Below are 18593 nucleotides of genomic sequence, written 5' to 3'. Positions count from 1 at the left end.
ACGTCAGTAGATGAACGGCGCGACGAGGCCGATCAGGGCCAGCGCCTCGGTGAGAACGAAGCCGAGCAGCATGTTCTGGCGGATGAGGCCGTACGCCTCGGGCTGACGGGCGATGGCCTGCACGCCCTGACCGAAGATGATGCCCACGCCGATGCCGGGGCCGATGGCGGCGAGGCCGTAACCAACAGCGCCAAGGTTGCCGGAGACTTCAGCGAGAACGCTCATTGCTGTTCTTCCTTTACTGGTCGGCCGGTGAGTGTGGTCTCACCGGTCTGGTCTACGTCGAAAGGTCGGGTCTGGGGAGATCCGTCAGTGCTCGGCGTGGAGCGAGTTGCCGATGTACATGGCGGCCAGCATCGTGAACAGGAACGCCTGCAGGAACTCGATGAACATCTCGAAGCCGGTCATCGCGATCGTCATGATCACACCGACGACACCGAGGCCCGCACCGAGGGGAGTCGGCTTCTCGAAGAGGAACCAGAAGCCGACCATGCTGAAGAAGGCCAGGATGAGGTGGCCGGCGAACATGTTCGCGAAGAGTCGGACGGCGTGCGTGAACGGCGCGATGATCAGGTTCGACAGGAACTCGATCGGCGCGAGCAGCACGTAGATCGGCTTGGGCAGGCCGGGCGGGAACATCATGTTCTTGAAGTAGCCGCCGAGGCCCTGGTGCTTGATGCCCAGGTAGATCTTGATCACGTAGATGGTGATCGCGAAGACGATGGGGAACGCGATGTGCGACGCCACCGGGATCTGGATCAGCGGGATGACGCCGAAGAAGTTCCACAGCAGGATCAGGAAGAACAGGCTGAGGAGCAGCGGCATCCACCGCTCGGCGTCCTTGCCCAGGAACGGCCGGGCCACCTGGTCGCGGACGAACTGGTAACCCATCTCGCCGAGGTTCTGCATTCCCCTCGGAACGAGCTTGGGCTTGGCGAAGGCACTCCATGCGACCGCGCACACCACGACGGCGCCGAAGATCGCCATCAGCACCGGCTTGGTCAGCCAGTAAGGCGCCCCGTCGTAAAGCGGGGGAAAGTCGAAGATCGACGGTCCCGGCGCCTTGAAGTCGTCGGCGACGAGCATGAGGGGGGTCACCTGGCCACCTCGCCTACCTGCTCGGGGCGGAATGCCCGAAGCATGTGCTTGTTCGTCCGTTCGCTACGCTCGCGCACGGGCGTTCCCTTCAACGATTGGATCAACAGAAGAGCGTTGGAAGCGGGCCGGCTGTCAGCGGCCGTACTTCAGATAGACGAGGTAGGCAGCCAGCCCGACCCCGAGAATGACGCCTATGGGGATGAACGCATGCACGCCGGTCCACCAGCTCAGCAACCAGCCGAGGCCGCCCCATACCAGGATCCCGGACAGCAGATAGCTCGGGACCGACCAGGCGGCGTCGGCGAAGTCGCGGCCGTCGGTCTCGGGCCTGCGCTCCTGTTCGCTCATCGCGGCACGACGATAGCAGGAGCCATGCGGACTAGTCATATCGGGCTGCCCCGTACGCATGGTCATCCGCGCCCCTGCCCGGGAACCTTCGCCTCAGGCTCCACGTAGAGCATCTTCAGTTTCATGAATCCGCGCATCTCACCGACGGTCCAGGCGAGCGTGCAACCGATGACGCTCAGCGCGAACACGCGGGAGTCGAACGCGGTCGTGCCCTCGAAGGCTTTGAGCATCGCCATGATCGCCAGAACCTTGACGACATAGCCCAGCACGGCGGCCGCCATCATCGCCATCGGCGAGACCCGGCCCGCCCAGGAGACGACGACCAGACCGATGGTGAAGAAGGCCGCGACAAGGACGAGACCGATGCCGGCGCCCAACGCACCCTTGGCCCCGGTCGTGAACACCGCGATGAGCGCGGCGAGGAGACCGACGACCAAGGTCGGCACGGCGGCGCCCTTGAGAACGCGCACGTCGTTGGCCTGCAATGGGACTCCAGAATCGGTTGTCAAACGAGCGATTGCTACCTGCTGGGGCGTCGTTGGCCTCGCCCCTTGCTAGTGAAAGCTATCACAAGCCCCGGAGTGCCACCTTTACCTGCCGTTTCGGGTCGGCGTCGACCTGCGGGGACGGCTCGGAGGACGGCTCAACGGAAGGTCCCGGTGTCGGCGCGGGAGGTGGTGGGAGGGACGCCCGGGGAGCCCGGGGCACCCGGGCCGCTCTGTCCCGGGTAGGGGTTGCGGCCCTGCGCCGGGAGCCTGCCGGGACCCGCCTGGCCCGGAACCGCCTGGCCGGGCACCGCCTGGCCGGGAGCGGAGGGAGCGGCGTGACCGGGCGTGACCGGAGGGGCGGGCGGGGGGACGACGGGGTAGACGAGCGTGTCATGTTCGGAGATCACGCGCCTGGCGGCCGGTGCGGAGACGGTGCCCGCGCCCGGCGGACGGGTCCCCGCCGCATGCGCTCCGGTCTTCTGGCCGCCCTGGCCACCCCTGTCTCCCTTGTCGTCCTGTGTCGCCGTACGGCGCGAGCGCCACCTCGGCAGGCCCATGATCACCAGCACCGCCACCGCGAGCACGATCGTCAGGGGGAACACGATGAGCGGCACGCGGCCGATCGACAGGCCCACGATCGCGAAGGCGAACAGGAACGTCCAGGCGTACATGATCAGGACGCTGCGCCGGTGGGAGTGGCCGATGTCGAGCATCCGGTGGTGCAGATGGCCGCGGTCGGGGGCGAACGGGGACATCCCCGCCGACGTACGGCGGACGACCGCCATGATCAGGTCGGCCAGCGGCAGCACCACGACCGCGATCGGCAGGATCAGGGGCAGGATCACCGGGAACCGGTTGAGCTTGCCGACCACCGCGTCCGGCTCGACCGACGACAGGCTCGTGATCAGCGAGGTGGCGAGCAGCAGGCCGAGCAGCATCGCGCCGGTGTCGCCCATGAAGATCTTGGCGGGATTGAAGTTGTGCGGCAGGAAGCCCACGCACATCCCGATGAGGATCGCCGCGATGGCGGCCGTCCCGTTGATCCGCGAACCGCTCGCGGTCTGCTGCAGCACGATCGAGTAGGCGAAGGTCGCCATCGCGGCGATGGCCACGATCCCCGCGGCCAGGCCGTCCAGCCCGTCGACGAAGTTCACCGCGTTGATCACGACGACGACGATCATGATGGTGAGGATCGTGTGCAGGGTGTCGTCGAGGGCCTGGGAACCGCCCATCGACTGCGGCAGCGGCAGGAACTGCAGGTATACGCCGAAGTAGACGAGCAGCCCGCCCGCGGCGATCTGGCCGCCCAGCTTGACCAGCGCGTCCATGCCGAGCCAGTCGTCCAGGAACCCGGTGAGGACGATCAGGCCGCCGGCCGCGAGGAGGGCGGTCACCGTCTTTCCCGTCTGGCCGCTGTCGAAGGCGCCGCCGACGTACGGCAGGTTGCTCGCCACCAGCAGGGCCGCGACCATCCCGCCGAACATCGCGAGCCCGCCCAGACGCGGGGTGGGCACCGTGTGCACGTCCCGCTCCCGCACCTCGGGGGCCGCGCCGATGCGCAGCGCGAACACCCTGACCGGCGGCACCAGCAGGTAGGTCACCGCAGCCGCCACGAGCGCCAAGAGGAGATATTCGCGCACGGACCTAGTTTCCTGGATAGGCGGATCAGTTGTGACGGGCAAAAGACATAGATCGCCCTATCCCTAACGGGGATATGCCGGATGCGTCGCGGTCAGCCCCTTTACCCGTTCGAGGACCGACGTTATCGCACCCGGGTGCCGGATGGCCCGGACGATGAGAGACGCGATCTCTCTCATTTCCGCCGCGCCCATCCCCTGGGTGGTCGTGCAGAGCGTGCCGACCCTGATCCCGGAGGTCACGGTCGCGGGCGCGGGATCGTACGGGATCGCGTTGTGGCCGAGCAGGATGCCGGCCTCGGCGCAGCGCCGCTCCGCCTCCGTCCCGCTCACCCCGGCGCCGCGCAGGTCGACCAGCGCGAGGTGGGTGTCGGTGCCGCCCGACACCGGGCGCAGCCCCTCGGCCGCCAGCCCCTCCACCAGGGTCCTGGCGTTGTCCACCGCCGACGCGGCGTAGACCCGGAACTCGGGGCGCAGCGCCTCGCCGAACGCCACCGCCTTGGCCGCGACCACGTGCATCAGCGGCCCGCCCTGGCTGAAGGGGAACACCGCCCGGTCGATCCCCGGCGCCAGCTCGTCCGTGCACAGCACGCCTCCCCCGCGCGGGCCGCGCAGCGACTTGTGGGTCGTGAAGGTCACGACGTCCGCGTACGGCACGGCCGACGGGATGGCCCCACCCGCCATGAGGCCCATCTCGTGGGCGACGTCCGCCAGCAGCCACGCCCCGGCCTCGTCGGCGATGGCACGGAAGGCGGCGAAATCGATCAGCCGGGGATACGCCGTGGCGCCGCAGACGATCACCCGGGGCCGGTGGCGCAGCGCCAGGTCCCTCACCTCGTCGTAGTCGATCGTCTCGGTGTCCCGCCGCACGCCATAGGAGACGACGTCGAACCATCTGCCGGAGAAGCTGGCCTTGGACCCGTGGGTGATGTGGCCGCCGTGCTCCAGTGCGAGCGCCAGGACGGTGTCGCCCGGCTGCAGAAGGGCCGCGTACGCCGCCAGGATGGCCGTGATGCCGCTGTAGGGCTGCACGTTGGCATGATCGGCCCCGAACAACCGCTTGGCCCGCTCTACGGCGATCCGCTCGGCGTGGTCGGCCTCCTCGCAGCCGCGGTAGTACCTGTGGCCCGGGTAGCCCTCGGCGTACTTGTCGTTGAGCACCGAGCCGAGCGCGGCGAGGACCGCGGACGAGGAGAGGTTCTCCCCCGCGATGAGCTGGAGCCCGCCGCGCAGCCGGGCGACCTCGTCGAGCAGCACCCGGGCGACGTCCGGATCCTGCGCGGCGAGCCCGGCGAAGTCAGGCCCGTAGAACGGCTCCGAACTGTCCATAGAACCGCCTCACAATCCCGTGGCGGTCTTCGCTCCAAGAGTAGACGCCGCTGGTCAGGGAGCTGCGAGCGGTCGCAGGAGCTTGCTCGGGGTGCCTGGACGGTCGTCAGGAGGTGAAGGCGTGCGGCGCGCCGGCCTTGGCCGGGATCCAGCGCGGCGTGTCCGCCGCCTGGTCGCTGATCGCCGTCAGCACCGCCTGGCGGTACATCCCGAGCCGGTTGCGCCATTCCGCCAGGTCCTGGACGTACCGCTCGGCGACCGGAGCGTCCCACACGTCCCTGCTCCGGGCCCTCTCGTACGGCTTGTCCAGAGACTTGGTGAGCTGGTCCATCAGCGGAACCACCTGCAGCCACAGGTCGACGAGCTTCTGGTATTCCGGATTGAACACCCAGCCCGTCGGCTGCCCGCCGGGCGACAGCAGGTCGGTGCTCGACGGCGCCGGCGGGGTCTCCCCCGGCTGCAGCGGAGTCGGCGCCGGCGGGTCGACATAACTCACGATCGCGCCTCCTGTGCGAAGCCGGCCAGCACGCCGGCGTTGGTCATCGCCTGCCCTGCCCCGGACACCCCGGCGGCCCGCCGCCCGGCTCCGCTCACGGGGTCGCCTTGCCCCGCATCCTCGTCCGGCTGCCGCGCGGTGCTGCCGATCTGCGTCGGTACGGCCGCTTCTGGGTTTCGCGGCGGTCGGATCCCTGCACGCCCAAGCGGGAACGTCGCTGGCACGCCTCACTTCTCCGGCTTCTGGATGATGACCTCGACGGCTTCGACGCGGCCGGCGGGCCCGTCGGGCTCGACCTTCCCGGCCACCCATTCGCCCTTGCCCCACTCCCCCTCCGGGGCGCCGACGTCCGGCATGTCCACGGGCTCGATGTCACGATGGTGGTCCACCAGCATGCGCGGCACGGCCTCGTCGTCCGAGTGGCGAGCGGGATGGCCGTGCACGTCTCCGGGCTGCGCGGCGGCGAGCGATCGGGCATCGGGAGCCGGGGCCTGGCCGGTGCCCGGAGTCCTCCTCGTGCCGCTGGTCTCCGCGTCGTGGGTCTCCGCGCCGTTCGTTCCCGTGGTGTGCCCCGTCGCGGCGTGTGCGCCACCTCCGGCCACCCCGGTCGCACGCGTACCGGCATCGTTGTCGCACGGTCGTCCGCCCGAACCGGGCGCGCCGTCGGCCCTGTCGCTCACACCGGTCGTCCCGGTGTGGCCCGTCGCGCCGTCGCCACCGGCACCCGCCGCGCTCGCGGTCCCCGCCGTTCCCGCCGTCCCGGCCGCGTGGCCGTCTCCGGCCGCCGCTCCCACGGCGGGCAGGCTGCCGGTGACCGTGCCGGTCGTACCGGTCGCATGCCCGGCGCCAGGAGCGCTCACCACCTGCAGGTTGCCGGTCACCGTCCCCGTCCCGCTCGGCGTCGCAGCCGATGATGAAGGCGCCGCGTCGGCCGTGCCCGTGGCACCTGCCGGTCCGGTCGCGTGAGCCGCGCCGCTCGTCGCGCTCGTCCCCGCCGGTGCCGCAGGCGTCCCATCGGCCGCTGTGCCCACTGGATGAGCAGGCGCGGCCGCCCCGGGGACCGTAGGTGTTGCAGGCGTGGCGGCCGTGGCAGGCGCGGCAGGGGTGGCAGGGGCGGCATCGGCCACGCCGGCCGGCTGGGTGGTCACGGTCGCCACAGGCGGCGCGGGGGTGGCACCGGCCGAACTCGTAGCACCCGCCGCAGCCACAGGATGCGAGGTTCCGATCGCTGTATCAGCCGTCCCCGCCGTGGTCACAGGATGCGAGGTTCCGATCGCCGTGTGAGCCGTACCCGCAGTGGTCGCCGAAGGCGAGGTCCCGGCCGCCGTGCCGGCGGTACCTGCCGCACCCGCCGTGGTCGCCGGATGCGAAGTTCCGGTCGCCGTGCCGGGCGTACTCGCCGGTTGTGCCGTGCCGCTTGTATCTGCCGCCTGGGCCATACCACCGGCACCAGTGGCACCGCTCGTGCCGGCAGCGTCCGACGGGTGAGAGGTCCCGGTCGCCGTGCCGCTTGCGACCGGGTCGCCCGTGTACGCATGACCGCCGGCGCTCGCGGCCACCGCAGTGTGGCCGGCGGAAGTCCCCTGCACGGTGTCAGAGGCCCCCGTCGCGAACGGATCGACGGAGAGGTTGTCGGCCGGCGTGCCGACGTATGCGCCCATGGGATCGCCGGGCGCGAGGCCGGGCTGCGCAGGCCGGTTCGCCGCCGGGTTGGTCGGCTCGGCGGGTGGCACCAATCCGGGCGGCCCGTCCGGGTGCGCACCGGTGGCACTCGCCGTCTGCGCGTCCATACCGGGCATGTCGATCGGCTGGACGCCCTGTGCCTGCTCGGCACCGGGCTGGATCAGCGGAGTGCTGACGACCTTGACACCGTCGACGACGGTCACCTGCCGACCGGCGGGGTCGATGTCGTCGGGGTGGTCCTTGCCGGGAGTGTCGTAGATGGCGGAGTCGCTTCCGCCCATCGGGGGCCGCTCCCCTGCCGCTTTCGAGTCGGCCGGCGTCCCCTGACCCGCACTCTGCCCCTGGTTCTGTCCCTGGCTCTGGCCCTGTCCCGCGTTCTGGCCCTGTCCTTGGTCGACGGGCTGCTGCCGACCGCCGTCGGACTGGCTCTGATCGGCACCCTGAATGTCGCCGACGGGCTGGACGTGGCCCGTGCCTCCCTGATCCTGGCCAACGACCTGATCGCCGACGGGCTGCCCCGGGACCGCAGGCCGATCCTGGCCCGCGCCCTGGCCAATGCCCTGATCCACCCTCTGGCCCACGCTCTGGCTGTCGCCGGTCGGCTGACCCGGGCCGACGGGGTGGTGAACCTGGCCGGAGCCGATGTTCGCGCCCGCGTCGCCGGTGCCGCCTACGGCGCCGTTGACGCCTGCCTGTCCTGCACCGGAGCCGGCAGCCGCGCCGGACCCGGTCGCCGTGCCGGAGCCAGTCGCCGTGCCGGAGCCAGCCGCCGTGCCGCTGTCGCCACTCGCACCCGTGGCCGGAGGCGTCCCCGCGCCAGAACCTGCACCCGTGCCTGCACCTGCAGCCGTACCCGTGGACGTTCCTGCGCCCGTGGACGTTCCTGCGCCTGTGGCCGGACCGGCGGCGTCGGCGGGGTGTGCGGGACCGTGCGTCGAGGAGGGCATCTGGGCGAGGGAACCCTCGATGGTGCCGTAAGCGGGCTTGTCCGCGAGCTTCGCTTCGGCCGCGCCCTGGCCTCCGCCGTCGCTGTTCGCGCGGGTCGCGCCGTCGGCGGCGCCGTGCGCCCGGTGGGAGGTCTCCCCCTTCGCCGCCGTGCCGGAATCGCTTGAACCATGCGACGACGTCTTGGGGGCGTCCTGTGTGTCGCGAACCGCCTTGCCCTCGGGCTTGGCCTCCGGCTTCGCGTCGGCCTTGTGGTCGGGCTTGGCGTCGGGCTTGTGGTCCGTCTTGTGCTCGGACTTGTGGTCGGACTTGCCGTCCTGCTTGTGATCCGCTTTGTGGTCGGACTTGTCGCCCTGCGTGCTGGACGGCGCCGGATCGTCCGCGGGCGCGGTGGTGTCCCTCTCCTCTGTGAAGGAGGCCCCGCGGGTCGTCGGGACCGTGCCCGTGCTCTGCTGTTTCTCCTTCTTCTCCAGCAGGGTCACGCGGTTGGTGACGTCCTTGACCATCGTCGTGCACGCGTCGGCGACCTGGGACGGCCGGTGGGTCACGTGCACCGAGACGCCGGCCGTACGCGTCAACTGGGTGATCCGGGCCTCGATGCCGTCCATCTGCTTCGCAGCGTGCTGAACCTCCGACAGCAACTCACGGACGAGCTTCGGATCCATCCCGTCGAGCTTGGCCATGGGCGCGCCTCCACAGAGATATCGGCGCACTTCACGGTAGCCGGGGTGGCATCGGTAAAGAAGCCCGATAGCCAGACGGCATCGATCGCCCTGATCAGAGCCGTGGCGTCATCTCGCCATGTGAGACGTACGCCCGGATCGCGGTCACTCCTCGGTGGCGAGGTATCCCACGAGGGCGCGGATCTTGTCCACGGGGATCGCACCCTTGCGCAGCACCCGGGGCACGGCTGTGGTGAGATCGACGATCGTGGACGGAATGGTGTCGGCGCAGGGGCCGGCGTCGAGGTAGACGTCCACCGCGTCGCCGAGCTGCTCCTCGGCCTCGTCCACCGTGGTGGGCGGCGGGTTGCCGGACCGGTTGGCGCTGGAGACGGCCATGGGGCCGGTCTCCTTGAGAAGGTCCAGCGCGACCGGGTGCAGCGGCATGCGGAGGGCCACCGTCCCCTTGGTGTCGCCGAGGTCCCACGACAGCGACCGGTTGGCCCTGAGGATGAGCGTGAGCGGCCCGGGCCAGAAGGCGTCCACCAGGTCCTGCCCATACGTCCCGAGGCTCTCCACGAGGGCGTTGGCGGCCCGTACGGTGCCCACGAGGACGGGCACGGGGATGTCCCTGCCCCGGCCCTTGGCCTCCAGCAGGGCGTTGACGGCGGAAGGGGTGAAGGCGTCGGCGCCGACCCCATAGACGGTGTCGGTGGGCAGCACCACGAGCTCGCCCCGCCGTACCGTCGAGATCGCCTCCGCCAATCCGGTCATCCGCTCCGTCTGGTCGGCACAGTCAAACCGTCGGCTCACGAAGCCATCCTTCCACGTGTCCCGCCCGACTCCGCCGCCGCCGTGGCCACCGCCCGGGCCGTTCGCGTCACACCGGGGTCGGTCTGGGTCAGTCCAAGCTCAGCCGGGCCGTGACGAACCTGTCCCGGCCGGTCAGGTCCTGGCGCAACCGCACGTCGCGCCAGCCGTTCTCCTCGGCGAACAGCCAATAGACGGCGTTGCCCTGCTGGTCGGCGTGCTCGACCACGGCGAACCCGCCGGGCCGCAGCAGCCGCCGCGCCGTGCGCTCGACTGCTCTCACCTCGTCCAGACCGTCCTCCCCCGATCCGTAGAGGGCCCGCGAGGGGTCGTAGTCGCGCACCTCGGGATCGCGCGGGATCGCTCCGGGCGGGATGTACGGCGGGTTGGAGATGACCAGGTCGACCTGGCCGTCCAGTTCCGGCAGACAGTCGGCCAGGTCCTCGGGATGCAGCGTCGTGCGGCCCTGGCCGTGTTCGAGGATGTTGCGCTTGGCCCAGCCGTACGCCACGGGGTCGATCTCGACGGCGTGCACCTGAGCCAGCGCGACCTCCTGCGCGATCGACAGCGCGATGGCCCCGGAACCGGTGCCGAGGTCGACCACGACGGGAGAGGCGACGTCCATCTCGCGCAGCCGGTCGATCGCCCAGCCGGCCACGACCTCGGTCTCCGGCCTGGGCACGAACACGCCGGGGCCGACCTCCAGGGAGAGGTAGCGGAAGTAGGCGCGGCCGGTGATGTGCTGCAGCGGCTCGCGTGCCTCGCGCCGGGCGACGCCCTCCCAGAACCGCGCGTCGAAGTCGGCGTCCTTGACCGTGTGCAGCATGCCCCGCGGGACGCCGTGGATGAATGCCGCGATCTCCTCGGCGTCCGTTCGCGGTGACGGCACTCCCGCCTCGGCGAGCCGGGCGGTGGCGAGGGCGATTTCGTCGAGCAGGAAGGTCATGGTCTCTTACAGCACGGTCCTCGCGGCGTGGCGGGGGAATCGCCGGTCATGGGCAGAGGGGGCGCCGTGGCCGGGGAAAGGTCGTTCGTGGGCAGACGGGCCGCCGTGGCCGGGGAAACGTCGCTCATGGGCAGACAGGCCGCCGGGACGGCCCACTGTCGCTCGACGTCCCACGTCCATCACCGCTTCTCCCATCGTCCCCTCATCAGGCTCGCCGCGGGCTCACGAATGAGCGGCCAGCTTCTCCGCGAGTTCCGCGTCGAGCAAAGCCTGTATCACCGCGTCGAGATCGCCGTCCAGGACTTGGTCCAGGTTGTAGGCCTTGAAGCCCACGCGGTGATCGGAGATGCGGTTCTCCGGGAAGTTGTAGGTGCGGATGCGCTCGGAGCGGTCGACCGTGCGCACCTGCGACTTGCGCTCGGCCATCGCCGCCGCCTCGGCCTCCTCCTGCGCCATCGCGAGCAGCCGGGCGCGCAGGATGCGCAGCGCCGACTCCTTGTTCTGGAGCTGGCTCTTCTCGTTCTGGCAGGAGACGACGACGCCCGTCGGGAGGTGGGTGATGCGCACCGCCGAGTCGGTCGTGTTGACGCTCTGACCGCCGGGACCGCTGGAGCGGAACACGTCGATCCGCAGGTCGTTGGGGTCGATCTGGACGTCGACCTCCTCGGCCTCGGGGTAGACGAGCACGCCGGCGGCCGAGGTGTGGATGCGGCCCTGCGACTCGGTCACCGGCACCCGCTGCACGCGGTGCACGCCGCCCTCGAACTTGAGCCGCGACCAGACGCCCTCCCTGCCCTTGATGGCGACGGTGACGTCCTTGTAGCCGCCGAGGTCGGAGTGCTGGGCGTCGATGATCTCGGTCTTGTAGCCGATCCGCTCGGCGTACCTGAGGTACATCCGCAGGAGGTCTCCGGCGAACAGGGCCGACTCCTGGCCGCCCTCGCCCGCCTTGATCTCCATGATGACGTCCTTGTCGTCGTTGGGGTCGCGCGGGACCAGGAGACGGGTGAGCTTCTCCTCCAGCACCGGGATGCGGCCTTCGAGCTCGGCCGCCTCCTCCGCGAACGCCGGGTCCTCCGCCGCCAGCTCGCGCGCGGCGGCGAGGTCCTGCCGTACGCCTTCGAGCTCCCGGTAGGTCGCGACGATCGGCGTGAGCACGGCGTAACGCTTGCCGTACGTCCGCGCCTTGCTCTGGTCGGCGTGCACGGCGGGGTCGGCGAGCCGCAGTTCCAGATCCGCGTACTCACTCATGATCTCGTCGAGGTTCACCGCACGCTCCTTTGCTCAAGCTCCTCGGTAAAGGCCGTAATCACCAAGAACGCCGACCCGGAGACGCCCCGCGAAAGGGGCGCCCCCGAGCCGGCGTCCTGGAGGAGCTACTTGCTCTGGGCCTTCTTGCCGAAGCGCGCCTCGAAGCGCGCCACCCGGCCACCGGTGTCGAGGATCTTCTGCTTGCCCGTGTAGAAGGGGTGGCAGGCGGAGCAGACGTCGGCGTGGATCACACCGTTCTTCGCGGTGCTACGCGTGGTGAAGGTGTTCCCGCAGGTGCAGGTCACCTGGGTGACCACGTACTCCGGGTGGATGTCGGGCTTCATGTCTCAGTCCTAACGCTAGGCGCGGTCGCCGGGTCGCTTCGCCTGTCACGGCCTGCGCGCATCGGCACACCTGTGATGCGCGGCTGCGGGAACCGGTACCGCTGCGGTTCGGCTACCAGTGTGCCAGATCCTCCAACCATCCCAGGCCATGGGCTATTCCTGGGCCGGACACCGTGGTGACGGGGCGGCGGATCGGCGGATCACGCCGACGCCCCGTACGGCACGGGCCGTCCGGGGCGTCGGCCGGAAGGGCGTCAGTCGCGGTCGTTGCTGACCGTGGTCTTCTGCACCTGGAGCAGGAACTCGGCGTTGGACTTGGTCTCCTTCATCTTCTCGAGAAGGAGCTCCAGCGCCTGCTGCATGTCGAGGGCGTGGAGGACGCGGCGGAGCTTCCAGACGATGGACAGCTCCTCCTTGGCCATGAGGATCTCCTCCTTGCGGGTGCCGGACGCGTCCACGTCCACCGCCGGGAAGATGCGCTTGTCCGCGAGCGACCGGTTGAGCTTGAGCTCCATGTTGCCGGTGCCCTTGAACTCCTCGAAGATGACCTCGTCCATCTTGGAACCGGTCTCGACCAGCGCGGTGGCGAGGATCGTCAGCGAGCCGCCGTTCTCGATGTTGCGGGCGGCGCCGAAGAACCGCTTCGGCGGGTAGAGCGCGGTCGAGTCGACACCACCGGACAGGATGCGGCCGCTCGCCGGCGCCGCGAGGTTGTACGCGCGCCCGAGGCGGGTGATCGAGTCGAGCAGGACGACGACGTCGTGGCCCAGCTCCACCAGGCGCTTGGCCCGCTCGATGGCGAGCTCGGCGACGGTGGTGTGGTCCTCGGCCGGGCGGTCGAAGGTCGAGTGGATGACCTCGCCCTTCACCGACCGCTGCATGTCGGTGACCTCTTCCGGACGCTCGTCGACGAGGACGACCATCAGGTGGCACTCCGGGTTGTTACGCGTGATCGCGTTGGCGATCGCCTGGAGCACCATGGTCTTGCCGGCCTTGGGCGGCGACACGATGAGGCCGCGCTGGCCCTTGCCGATCGGCGAGACGAGGTCGATGATCCGCGTGGTCAGGACGTTGGGCTCGGTCTCCAGGCGCAGGCGCTCCTGCGGGTAGAGCGGCGTGAGCTTGTTGAAGTCGGGCCGCTGACGGGCCTGCTCCGGGTCCATGCCGTTGACGGTGTCGAGGCGGACGAGAGCGTTGAACTTCTCGCGCCGCTCGCCGTCCCTCGGCTGCCGGACGGCGCCGGTGATGACGTCGCCCTTGCGCAGGCCGTTGCGGCGGATCTGGGCGAGTGAGACGTAGACGTCGTTCGCGCCCGGAAGGTAGCCGCTGGTCCGCACGAAGGCGTAGTTGTCGAGGATGTCCAGGATGCCGGCGATCGGGATCAGGACGTCGTCCTCGCCGATGACCGGCTCGTTGCCCTCGAAACGGTCGCGCCCACGGCGGCCGCGCTCCCGGAAGCGGCCACGGCGCCCGCGGCCGTCCTCGCCCTGCTGGTCGCCCTTGCCGTCGGCGCGGCTGTCCGTACGGCTGTCGCCGCGGCCGTCACGGCCGTCACGCCCGTCGGAGCGGTTGTCGCCGCGGCCCTGCTGGTCACGACGGCCCTGGCCGCCGTCTCCCGCATCGACGGCGCGCTGGTCACCACGCTGGTCGCCACGCTGGTCACCGCGCTGATCACCGCGGCCGTCACGCTCGCGGCCCCGCTCGCCACGCTCACCGCGCGTGCGGCGCTCGCGGCGGTCGCCGCGCTCGGGCCGCTCGCTGCGGGTCTCCGGCTGGGCGGCGGCCTCGGCCTGCGGTTCGGCTACGGTGGCGGCGCCGTTCTGCGCGGCCTCGGCGGCCACGGCGGGCGCCGCCTCGACCACGGGCCGCTCCTCACGAGCCGCGACGGCGGGCTCGGCGGCCGGCGCCGGCTCGGGCGCGGAGGCCTGGGCGGCGCGGGAACGTTCCCGGCGGCCACGGGCAGGGCGCTCGGCGACTGCGGGCGCTTCTGCGGCGGCCTTCGGCTCGGCCGCGGTGTCTCCCGATCCGCCCTGCTTCTCCTGGATGGCCGCGATGAGCTGGCTCTTGCGCATCCGTCCGGTCCCCGTGATGCCGAGGCTGGTCGCCAGGGCCTGAAGCTCGGGGAGCACCATGCCAGCCAGGCCGGTGCCGGAGCGACGTCGCGGACGGGCCGGGGCGGAAGTGGGGGTGTCGCCGGCGGCCTGGCCGTCGGAGAGGAGTTCGGTGGTGTCGCTCAACTAAGGGTCCTTCCCAGGGGTCGGGCGCCAGAATCGTGCGTCCAGGCGTCCCGGTGATGCGACCCGGCGGGACAGACCGGGTCGGGCTTCGCGAATCTCATGTGTCGATGACCCTCGGGATCCGCGAGCGGTAGGTGCCCGGGGGCGATCCCCCGGATTGCCGCCACCGACCAGATGTCTTGGTGGTTCGAACGCGCATGTCTCCGAGAACGCCGCCTCTGGCCATGCCACCCGAAGGTGTGCCGACTGGAGGAAACGGTTTCGGGGAAATCGCCCTGCCCGCGTCGAAGGACGCGAGGCGAAGTGCAGCGATGTGCGAATGACAAGCACGCACCCAACACGGGGGCACCTGGTGCGGCTATCAGCCTAACATCACCAGCGCGCACAGCTATTCCCTGAAGGTCGAAGAAGCATCAGCGTGTCTCGGGAAACCGAACGTACGCACCAAGCGGGTCGACGTTCATTGGCTGGATGTGCCAGTCATTACCCACTTCTGGCGCGATCAAATCCTCGGTGTCCCGTGTCGTCAACGCGAGAACCGTCGGACCGGCCCCCGAGACGACGGCGGGCACCCCGGCCTCGCGAAGCCGTCGCACCAGTTCAGCGGTGCGGGGCATCGCGGGAGCGCGGTACCACTGGTGCAGACGGTCTTCGGTGGCGGCGAGCAGGAGATCCGGTTCCGGTCTCTGCGTGAGCGCCGCGACGAGCAGAGCCGCCCGCCCCGCGTTGGCCGCCGCGTCGGAATGCGGTACGTCCTTCGGCAGCAGCCCTCGAGCCTCCTCTGTGGACAACCGGAAATCCGGGATCAGCACCACGGGCCGGACGTCCTCGTGCGGGCTCAGTTTCACCATACTCGCCACCCCCGACTGGTCGGTCCAGGCGATGGTGAGCCCGCCCGCCAGGCACGGCGCCACGTTGTCGGGATGCCCCTCCAGCTCCGTGGCCAGCGCGAACACCTCGGAGTCCGGCAGATCCCCCGCGCCCCGCGCGCGTACGAGGGCGCGGGCGGCGAGGATGCCGGCGCAGATCGCCGCCGACGACGAGCCGAGCCCCCGCGCGTGCGGGATGCGGTTGCGGCAGCGCAGCGCGACGCCGTCCGGCTGGGCGAACCCCATGCGGTCGAACGTCGCCCGCATCGTCCTGACGACGAGGTGGCCCTCGCCCTCGTCCAGCTCACCGGCGCCCTGGCCCTCCACCTCGATCCGCACGCCGGGCGAGCCGGAGATCTCGGCCTCCACCTCGTCGTACAGGTCGAGGGCGAGGCCGAGGCTGTCGAAACCGGGGCCGAGGTTGGCGCTCGTCGCCGGCACGCGGACGACGACACCGTGACTGTCCGTCAATTCGTCACCTGAACCCTTTTATGGGCGGGAATAGAGGCCGGTCAGCCAAGGCCGAGCGCGGCCGCGGCGGCGTAGGCGTCGATCGGGATCGTCACCGGCGCCGGGGCGCCGGAGATGGCCCAGTCGGGGTCCTTCAGGCCGTTGCCGGTCACGGTGCACACGACCCGCTGCCCGGGCGTGAGCAGGCCCCGCTCGTGCGCCTGGAGCAGGCCGGCGACGCTCGCGGCGGAGGCGAGCTCGACGAACACGCCCTCCTCCTGGGCGAGCAGCTTGTACGCAGCGGCGATCTGGCGGTCGGTCACGGCCTGAATGTCGCCGCCGGACTCGTCGCGCGCGGCCTCGGCGAGCCGCCACGAGGCCGGGTTGCCGATCCTGATCGCCGTGGCGATCGTCTGCGGGTGCGTCACGGGACTGCCGCCGACCAGCGGCGCCGCGCCGCTCGCCTGGAACCCCAGCATGCGCGGGCGCTTGGTGGCCACGCCGTCCTCGGCGTACTCCTTGTAGCCCATCCAGTAGGCCGAGATGTTGCCGGCGTTGCCGACCGGGATGCAGTGGACGTCGGGCGCGTCGCCGAGCGCGTCGACGATCTCGAAGGCCGCCGTCTTCTGGCCCTGCAGCCGGTGCGGGTTGACGGAGTTGACCAGCGCGATCGGGTAGGTCTCGGCCAGCTTCCTGGTCATCTCCAGGCAGTCGTCGAACGAGCCCTCGACCTGGAGCAGCCTGGCGCCGTGCACCAGCGCCTGCGCGAGCTTGCCCATCGCGATCTTCCCGCGCGGCACGAGGACGGCGCAGGTCAGCCCGGCCCGTACGGCGTAGGCGGCGGCCGAGGCGCTGGTGTTGCCGGTGGACGCGCAGATGACCGCCTGGGCGCCCTCCTCGACGGCCTTGCTGATCGCCACGGTCATGCCGCGGTCCTTGAAGCTGCCGGTCGGATTGAGGCCCTCGACCTTGAGGTGGACGTCACAGCCCGTGATCTGGGACACCCGCCTGGCCGGGACGAGCGGCGTGCCGCCCTCGAGCAGGGTCACCACGGGCGTCGTCGTGGATACCGGCAGACGGTCGCGGTACTCCTCGATCAGGCCACGCCAAGCCCTGAACATTGTCGCTCCTCCCACGCGCGCGTACGCGTGTCACCAGGGGTATCGGTCACCGAGTCTACGGCCAACCGTCTGACGTGCGGACTCCGTTGTCCACCAAATGGACATATTGGGCGTCACCTTAGGGAACCGTCAGCCGCTTTCGCTAGGGTGGAGCAACCTTTTGACCAACGCTGTGAAGGACGAGGATTGGCCCACCTGACGGGCGTGGAGCCCCGGCCGAGGATTCGCCACAACGACTACTCTCCGCTCACGCCGCCGCCCATCGGCGAGTGGACGCCCACGCTCAGCGCGAGTGTCGTCATTCCCGCGCACGGCGGGCAGCACCGCCTCGACCTGACGCTGGCCGCGCTGGCCGCGCAGACCTATCCCGCGCACCTCATCGAGGTGATCGTGGTGGACGACCGCAGCGACCCTCCGCTGCGCCTGCCCGACCTGCGGCCCGACAACACCCGCGTCGTGGTCGTGCCGCCCGGAGGATGGGGCGCGGGGCACGCGATGAACGCCGGCATCGCGGCGGCCGAGGGCGAGATCGTGCAGCGTCTCGACGCCGACATGGTGATCTCGCGGGAGCACCTGGAGGCGCTGTTCCGCTGGCACCACCTCACCGACTATCTCGTCACGATCGGCGGCAAGAGGTTCGCCGAGGAGCCCGCCCTCACTCCGGCGCAGGTCCACGAGGCCGTACGGCACGGCTCGCCCGAGGACCTGTTCGACCCGTCCGCGCTGGTGTCCAGCTCGACCGAGGAGACGATCCGCCGCCTCGACGGCCTGCGGGCCAGTAAGAACCCCTATCAGGTGTGCACCGGCCCGACGGTCTCCCTGCGGCGGGCCCTGCTCGACGACGTCCGGGGGTTCGATCCCGAGGTGGTGCGCGGCCAGGACACCGAGTTCGCCTACCGCCTCGCCCAGGCCGGGGCGGTGTTCGTCCCCGACATGGAGGCCCGCGCCGTGCATCTGGGCCTGCCGGCCCAGCGCGGCGAGCACGGCAAGTCGATCGTCCGGCTCGTCGAGGCCCACCTGGCACACCGGGTCCCGCTCCGCCGTGACCTGCGCAAGGTGCCCGGCCGGCGCTGGCTCGTGCCGTACGTGGAGGTCGTCTTCGACGTCACCGGGGCGGACGAGCGGCGGATCGTCGCGGCGGTCGACGCGGTGCTGCGCGGCACGCTCACCGACGTCGTGGTGACGCTGACCGGCCCCTGGTCGTCGCTCGACGGCGGACGCCGGTGGGCGCCGGGGACGGAAGCGTTCGATCTCGCCCTGGTCAAGGCGGCGTTCGGGCACGACGCGCGGGTGCGGTTCGCTGACCGGGCGGCGCCAACGGCCGCGCCCGTCCCCTTCCGCTACACCGCGCCGGTAGACAGCCCTCCGGCTCCGGCGCTGCTGGAGCGGGCGGTCAAGGCGATGCTGGAGGAACGCATCGGCCTGCTGGTCCTCGACCTGCCGGGCGGGGGCACGGCCACCCTGGAGCGGACCGAGGCCGTCGCGCGCGCCCGCCGGCTCGCCGCGCCGGGTGAGGACCCGGCCGACGTGATCACCCAGACCCACGGCGTACGGCACGACGCGGCGAGCGAGTTCGAGGGGCCTTCCGCGGCGGCGAGACCGGCCGCGCCCGCTGTGCCGAACGCCGTGCCGAACCCCGTGCCGAACGCCGTCGAGCCACAGGTCACGGCGAGCCCGGGTGCGGCGCAGGCGAACTCGAAACCGGCCGCGGCTCACGGCCCGCAACCGGAGGCGGCGCCGCCGCGCCGTCGCGGCCTGTTCCGCCGCTCCTGACCCGCAGCCCCGCCGCTCCTGACCCGGAGCCCCGGCCACCGACCCGCCCCGAGCAGTGGTCGGGACGCGGGAGGAGACGGGCGGCGCGGGCGGGATGCGGGGGTTC

The 18593-nt window shown here is 70.9% G+C and carries 16 protein-coding genes; 1 reads left to right on the top strand and 15 read right to left on the bottom strand.

The window, feature by feature from the left end:
* Nucleotides 1-3 precede the first annotated feature (3 nt).
* The 15 genes from atpE to thrC form a co-directional block, all read right to left on the bottom strand.
* Entirely contained in the window at nucleotides 4-225 is a 222-nt protein-coding gene (atpE, locus tag FLX08_RS12355) for an ATP synthase F0 subunit C (RefSeq protein ID WP_079320508.1), read from the bottom strand.
* Between the two features lie 84 nt (nucleotides 226-309).
* Nucleotides 310-1098, bottom strand: a complete 789-nt coding sequence (gene atpB, locus FLX08_RS12350) for a F0F1 ATP synthase subunit A (RefSeq protein ID WP_142618975.1) — start codon at nucleotides 1096-1098, stop codon at nucleotides 310-312.
* A 132-nt stretch (nucleotides 1099-1230) separates the two neighbouring features.
* Nucleotides 1231-1446, bottom strand: coding sequence for a hypothetical protein (locus FLX08_RS12345; RefSeq protein ID WP_079320510.1), 216 nt, complete (start codon nucleotides 1444-1446; stop codon nucleotides 1231-1233).
* Nucleotides 1447-1508: 62 nt separating this feature from the next.
* Nucleotides 1509-1931, bottom strand: a complete 423-nt coding sequence (locus FLX08_RS12340) for a Cg1360 family ATP-synthase-associated protein (RefSeq protein ID WP_142618974.1) — start codon at nucleotides 1929-1931, stop codon at nucleotides 1509-1511.
* 158 nt (nucleotides 1932-2089) lie between these two features.
* The gene (locus FLX08_RS12335) at nucleotides 2090-3574 is read right to left on the bottom strand and encodes an MraY family glycosyltransferase (RefSeq protein ID WP_244312584.1); all 1485 of its coding nucleotides are present in this window, start codon (nucleotides 3572-3574) and stop codon (nucleotides 2090-2092) included.
* A gap of 63 nt (nucleotides 3575-3637) precedes the next feature.
* Entirely contained in the window at nucleotides 3638-4900 is a 1263-nt protein-coding gene (locus FLX08_RS12330) for a serine hydroxymethyltransferase (RefSeq protein WP_142618973.1), read from the bottom strand.
* A gap of 106 nt (nucleotides 4901-5006) precedes the next feature.
* Nucleotides 5007-5396 (bottom strand): hypothetical protein, encoded by a 390-nt coding sequence (locus tag FLX08_RS12325; protein ID WP_142618972.1) that lies wholly within the window; start codon nucleotides 5394-5396, stop codon nucleotides 5007-5009.
* Between the two features lie 227 nt (nucleotides 5397-5623).
* A complete protein-coding gene (locus FLX08_RS12320; protein WP_142618971.1) occupies nucleotides 5624-8707 on the bottom strand; it encodes a hypothetical protein in 3084 nt (1027 codons plus the stop codon).
* Nucleotides 8708-8851: 144 nt separating this feature from the next.
* A complete protein-coding gene (locus FLX08_RS12315; protein ID WP_142618970.1) occupies nucleotides 8852-9499 on the bottom strand; it encodes an L-threonylcarbamoyladenylate synthase in 648 nt (215 codons plus the stop codon).
* Between the two features lie 88 nt (nucleotides 9500-9587).
* Nucleotides 9588-10442 carry a peptide chain release factor N(5)-glutamine methyltransferase gene (gene prmC, locus FLX08_RS12310; RefSeq protein WP_142618969.1) on the bottom strand — a complete coding sequence of 285 codons (855 nt, stop codon included), beginning with the start codon at nucleotides 10440-10442 and terminating at the stop codon, nucleotides 9588-9590.
* A 222-nt stretch (nucleotides 10443-10664) separates the two neighbouring features.
* Nucleotides 10665-11711 (bottom strand): peptide chain release factor 1, encoded by a 1047-nt coding sequence (gene prfA / locus FLX08_RS12305; RefSeq protein ID WP_244312583.1) that lies wholly within the window; start codon nucleotides 11709-11711, stop codon nucleotides 10665-10667.
* Between the two features lie 107 nt (nucleotides 11712-11818).
* Complete coding sequence (gene rpmE, locus FLX08_RS12300; RefSeq protein WP_079317149.1) at nucleotides 11819-12037, bottom strand: 50S ribosomal protein L31; 219 nt, start codon at nucleotides 12035-12037, stop codon at nucleotides 11819-11821.
* A 254-nt stretch (nucleotides 12038-12291) separates the two neighbouring features.
* Nucleotides 12292-14274, bottom strand: a complete 1983-nt coding sequence (rho, locus tag FLX08_RS12295) for a transcription termination factor Rho (protein WP_142618968.1) — start codon at nucleotides 14272-14274, stop codon at nucleotides 12292-12294.
* Nucleotides 14275-14687: 413 nt separating this feature from the next.
* Entirely contained in the window at nucleotides 14688-15614 is a 927-nt protein-coding gene (gene thrB / locus FLX08_RS12290) for a homoserine kinase (RefSeq protein ID WP_142618967.1), read from the bottom strand.
* Nucleotides 15615-15655: 41 nt separating this feature from the next.
* Nucleotides 15656-16714, bottom strand: coding sequence for a threonine synthase (gene thrC / locus FLX08_RS12285; RefSeq protein WP_142618966.1), 1059 nt, complete (start codon nucleotides 16712-16714; stop codon nucleotides 15656-15658).
* 186 nt (nucleotides 16715-16900) lie between these two features.
* Here thrC and FLX08_RS12280 point away from each other — a divergent pair, with 186 nt between their 5' ends.
* Nucleotides 16901-18487: a glycosyltransferase family 2 protein gene (locus FLX08_RS12280; protein WP_244312582.1), complete on the top strand. Its 1587-nt coding sequence runs from the start codon at nucleotides 16901-16903 to the stop codon at nucleotides 18485-18487.
* The last annotated feature ends 106 nt before the right edge of the window (nucleotides 18488-18593 follow it).

The sequence above is a fragment of the Microbispora hainanensis genome (assembly GCF_006874475.1).
Lineage (GTDB): Bacteria > Actinomycetota > Actinomycetes > Streptosporangiales > Streptosporangiaceae > Microbispora > Microbispora hainanensis.
Note: the sequence above shows the minus strand (reverse complement) of the source record. Positions and strands in the feature narration are given on the sequence as shown.

What these genes read in the sequence shown, in the direction of transcription:
- prmC (WP_142618969.1), bottom strand. Translation starts at nt 10,442, where the DNA reads ATGACCTTCCTGCTCGACGAAATCGCCCTCGCCACCGCCCGGCTCGCC.
- FLX08_RS12330 (WP_142618973.1), bottom strand. Translation starts at nt 4,900, where the DNA reads ATGGACAGTTCGGAGCCGTTCTACGGGCCTGACTTCGCCGGGCTCGCC.
- thrC (WP_142618966.1), bottom strand. Translation starts at nt 16,714, where the DNA reads ATGTTCAGGGCTTGGCGTGGCCTGATCGAGGAGTACCGCGACCGTCTG.
- FLX08_RS12320 (WP_142618971.1), bottom strand. Translation starts at nt 8,707, where the DNA reads ATGGCCAAGCTCGACGGGATGGATCCGAAGCTCGTCCGTGAGTTGCTG.
- FLX08_RS12345 (WP_079320510.1), bottom strand. Translation starts at nt 1,446, where the DNA reads ATGAGCGAACAGGAGCGCAGGCCCGAGACCGACGGCCGCGACTTCGCC.
- rpmE (WP_079317149.1), bottom strand. Translation starts at nt 12,037, where the DNA reads ATGAAGCCCGACATCCACCCGGAGTACGTGGTCACCCAGGTGACCTGC.
- atpE (WP_079320508.1), bottom strand. Translation starts at nt 225, where the DNA reads ATGAGCGTTCTCGCTGAAGTCTCCGGCAACCTTGGCGCTGTTGGTTAC.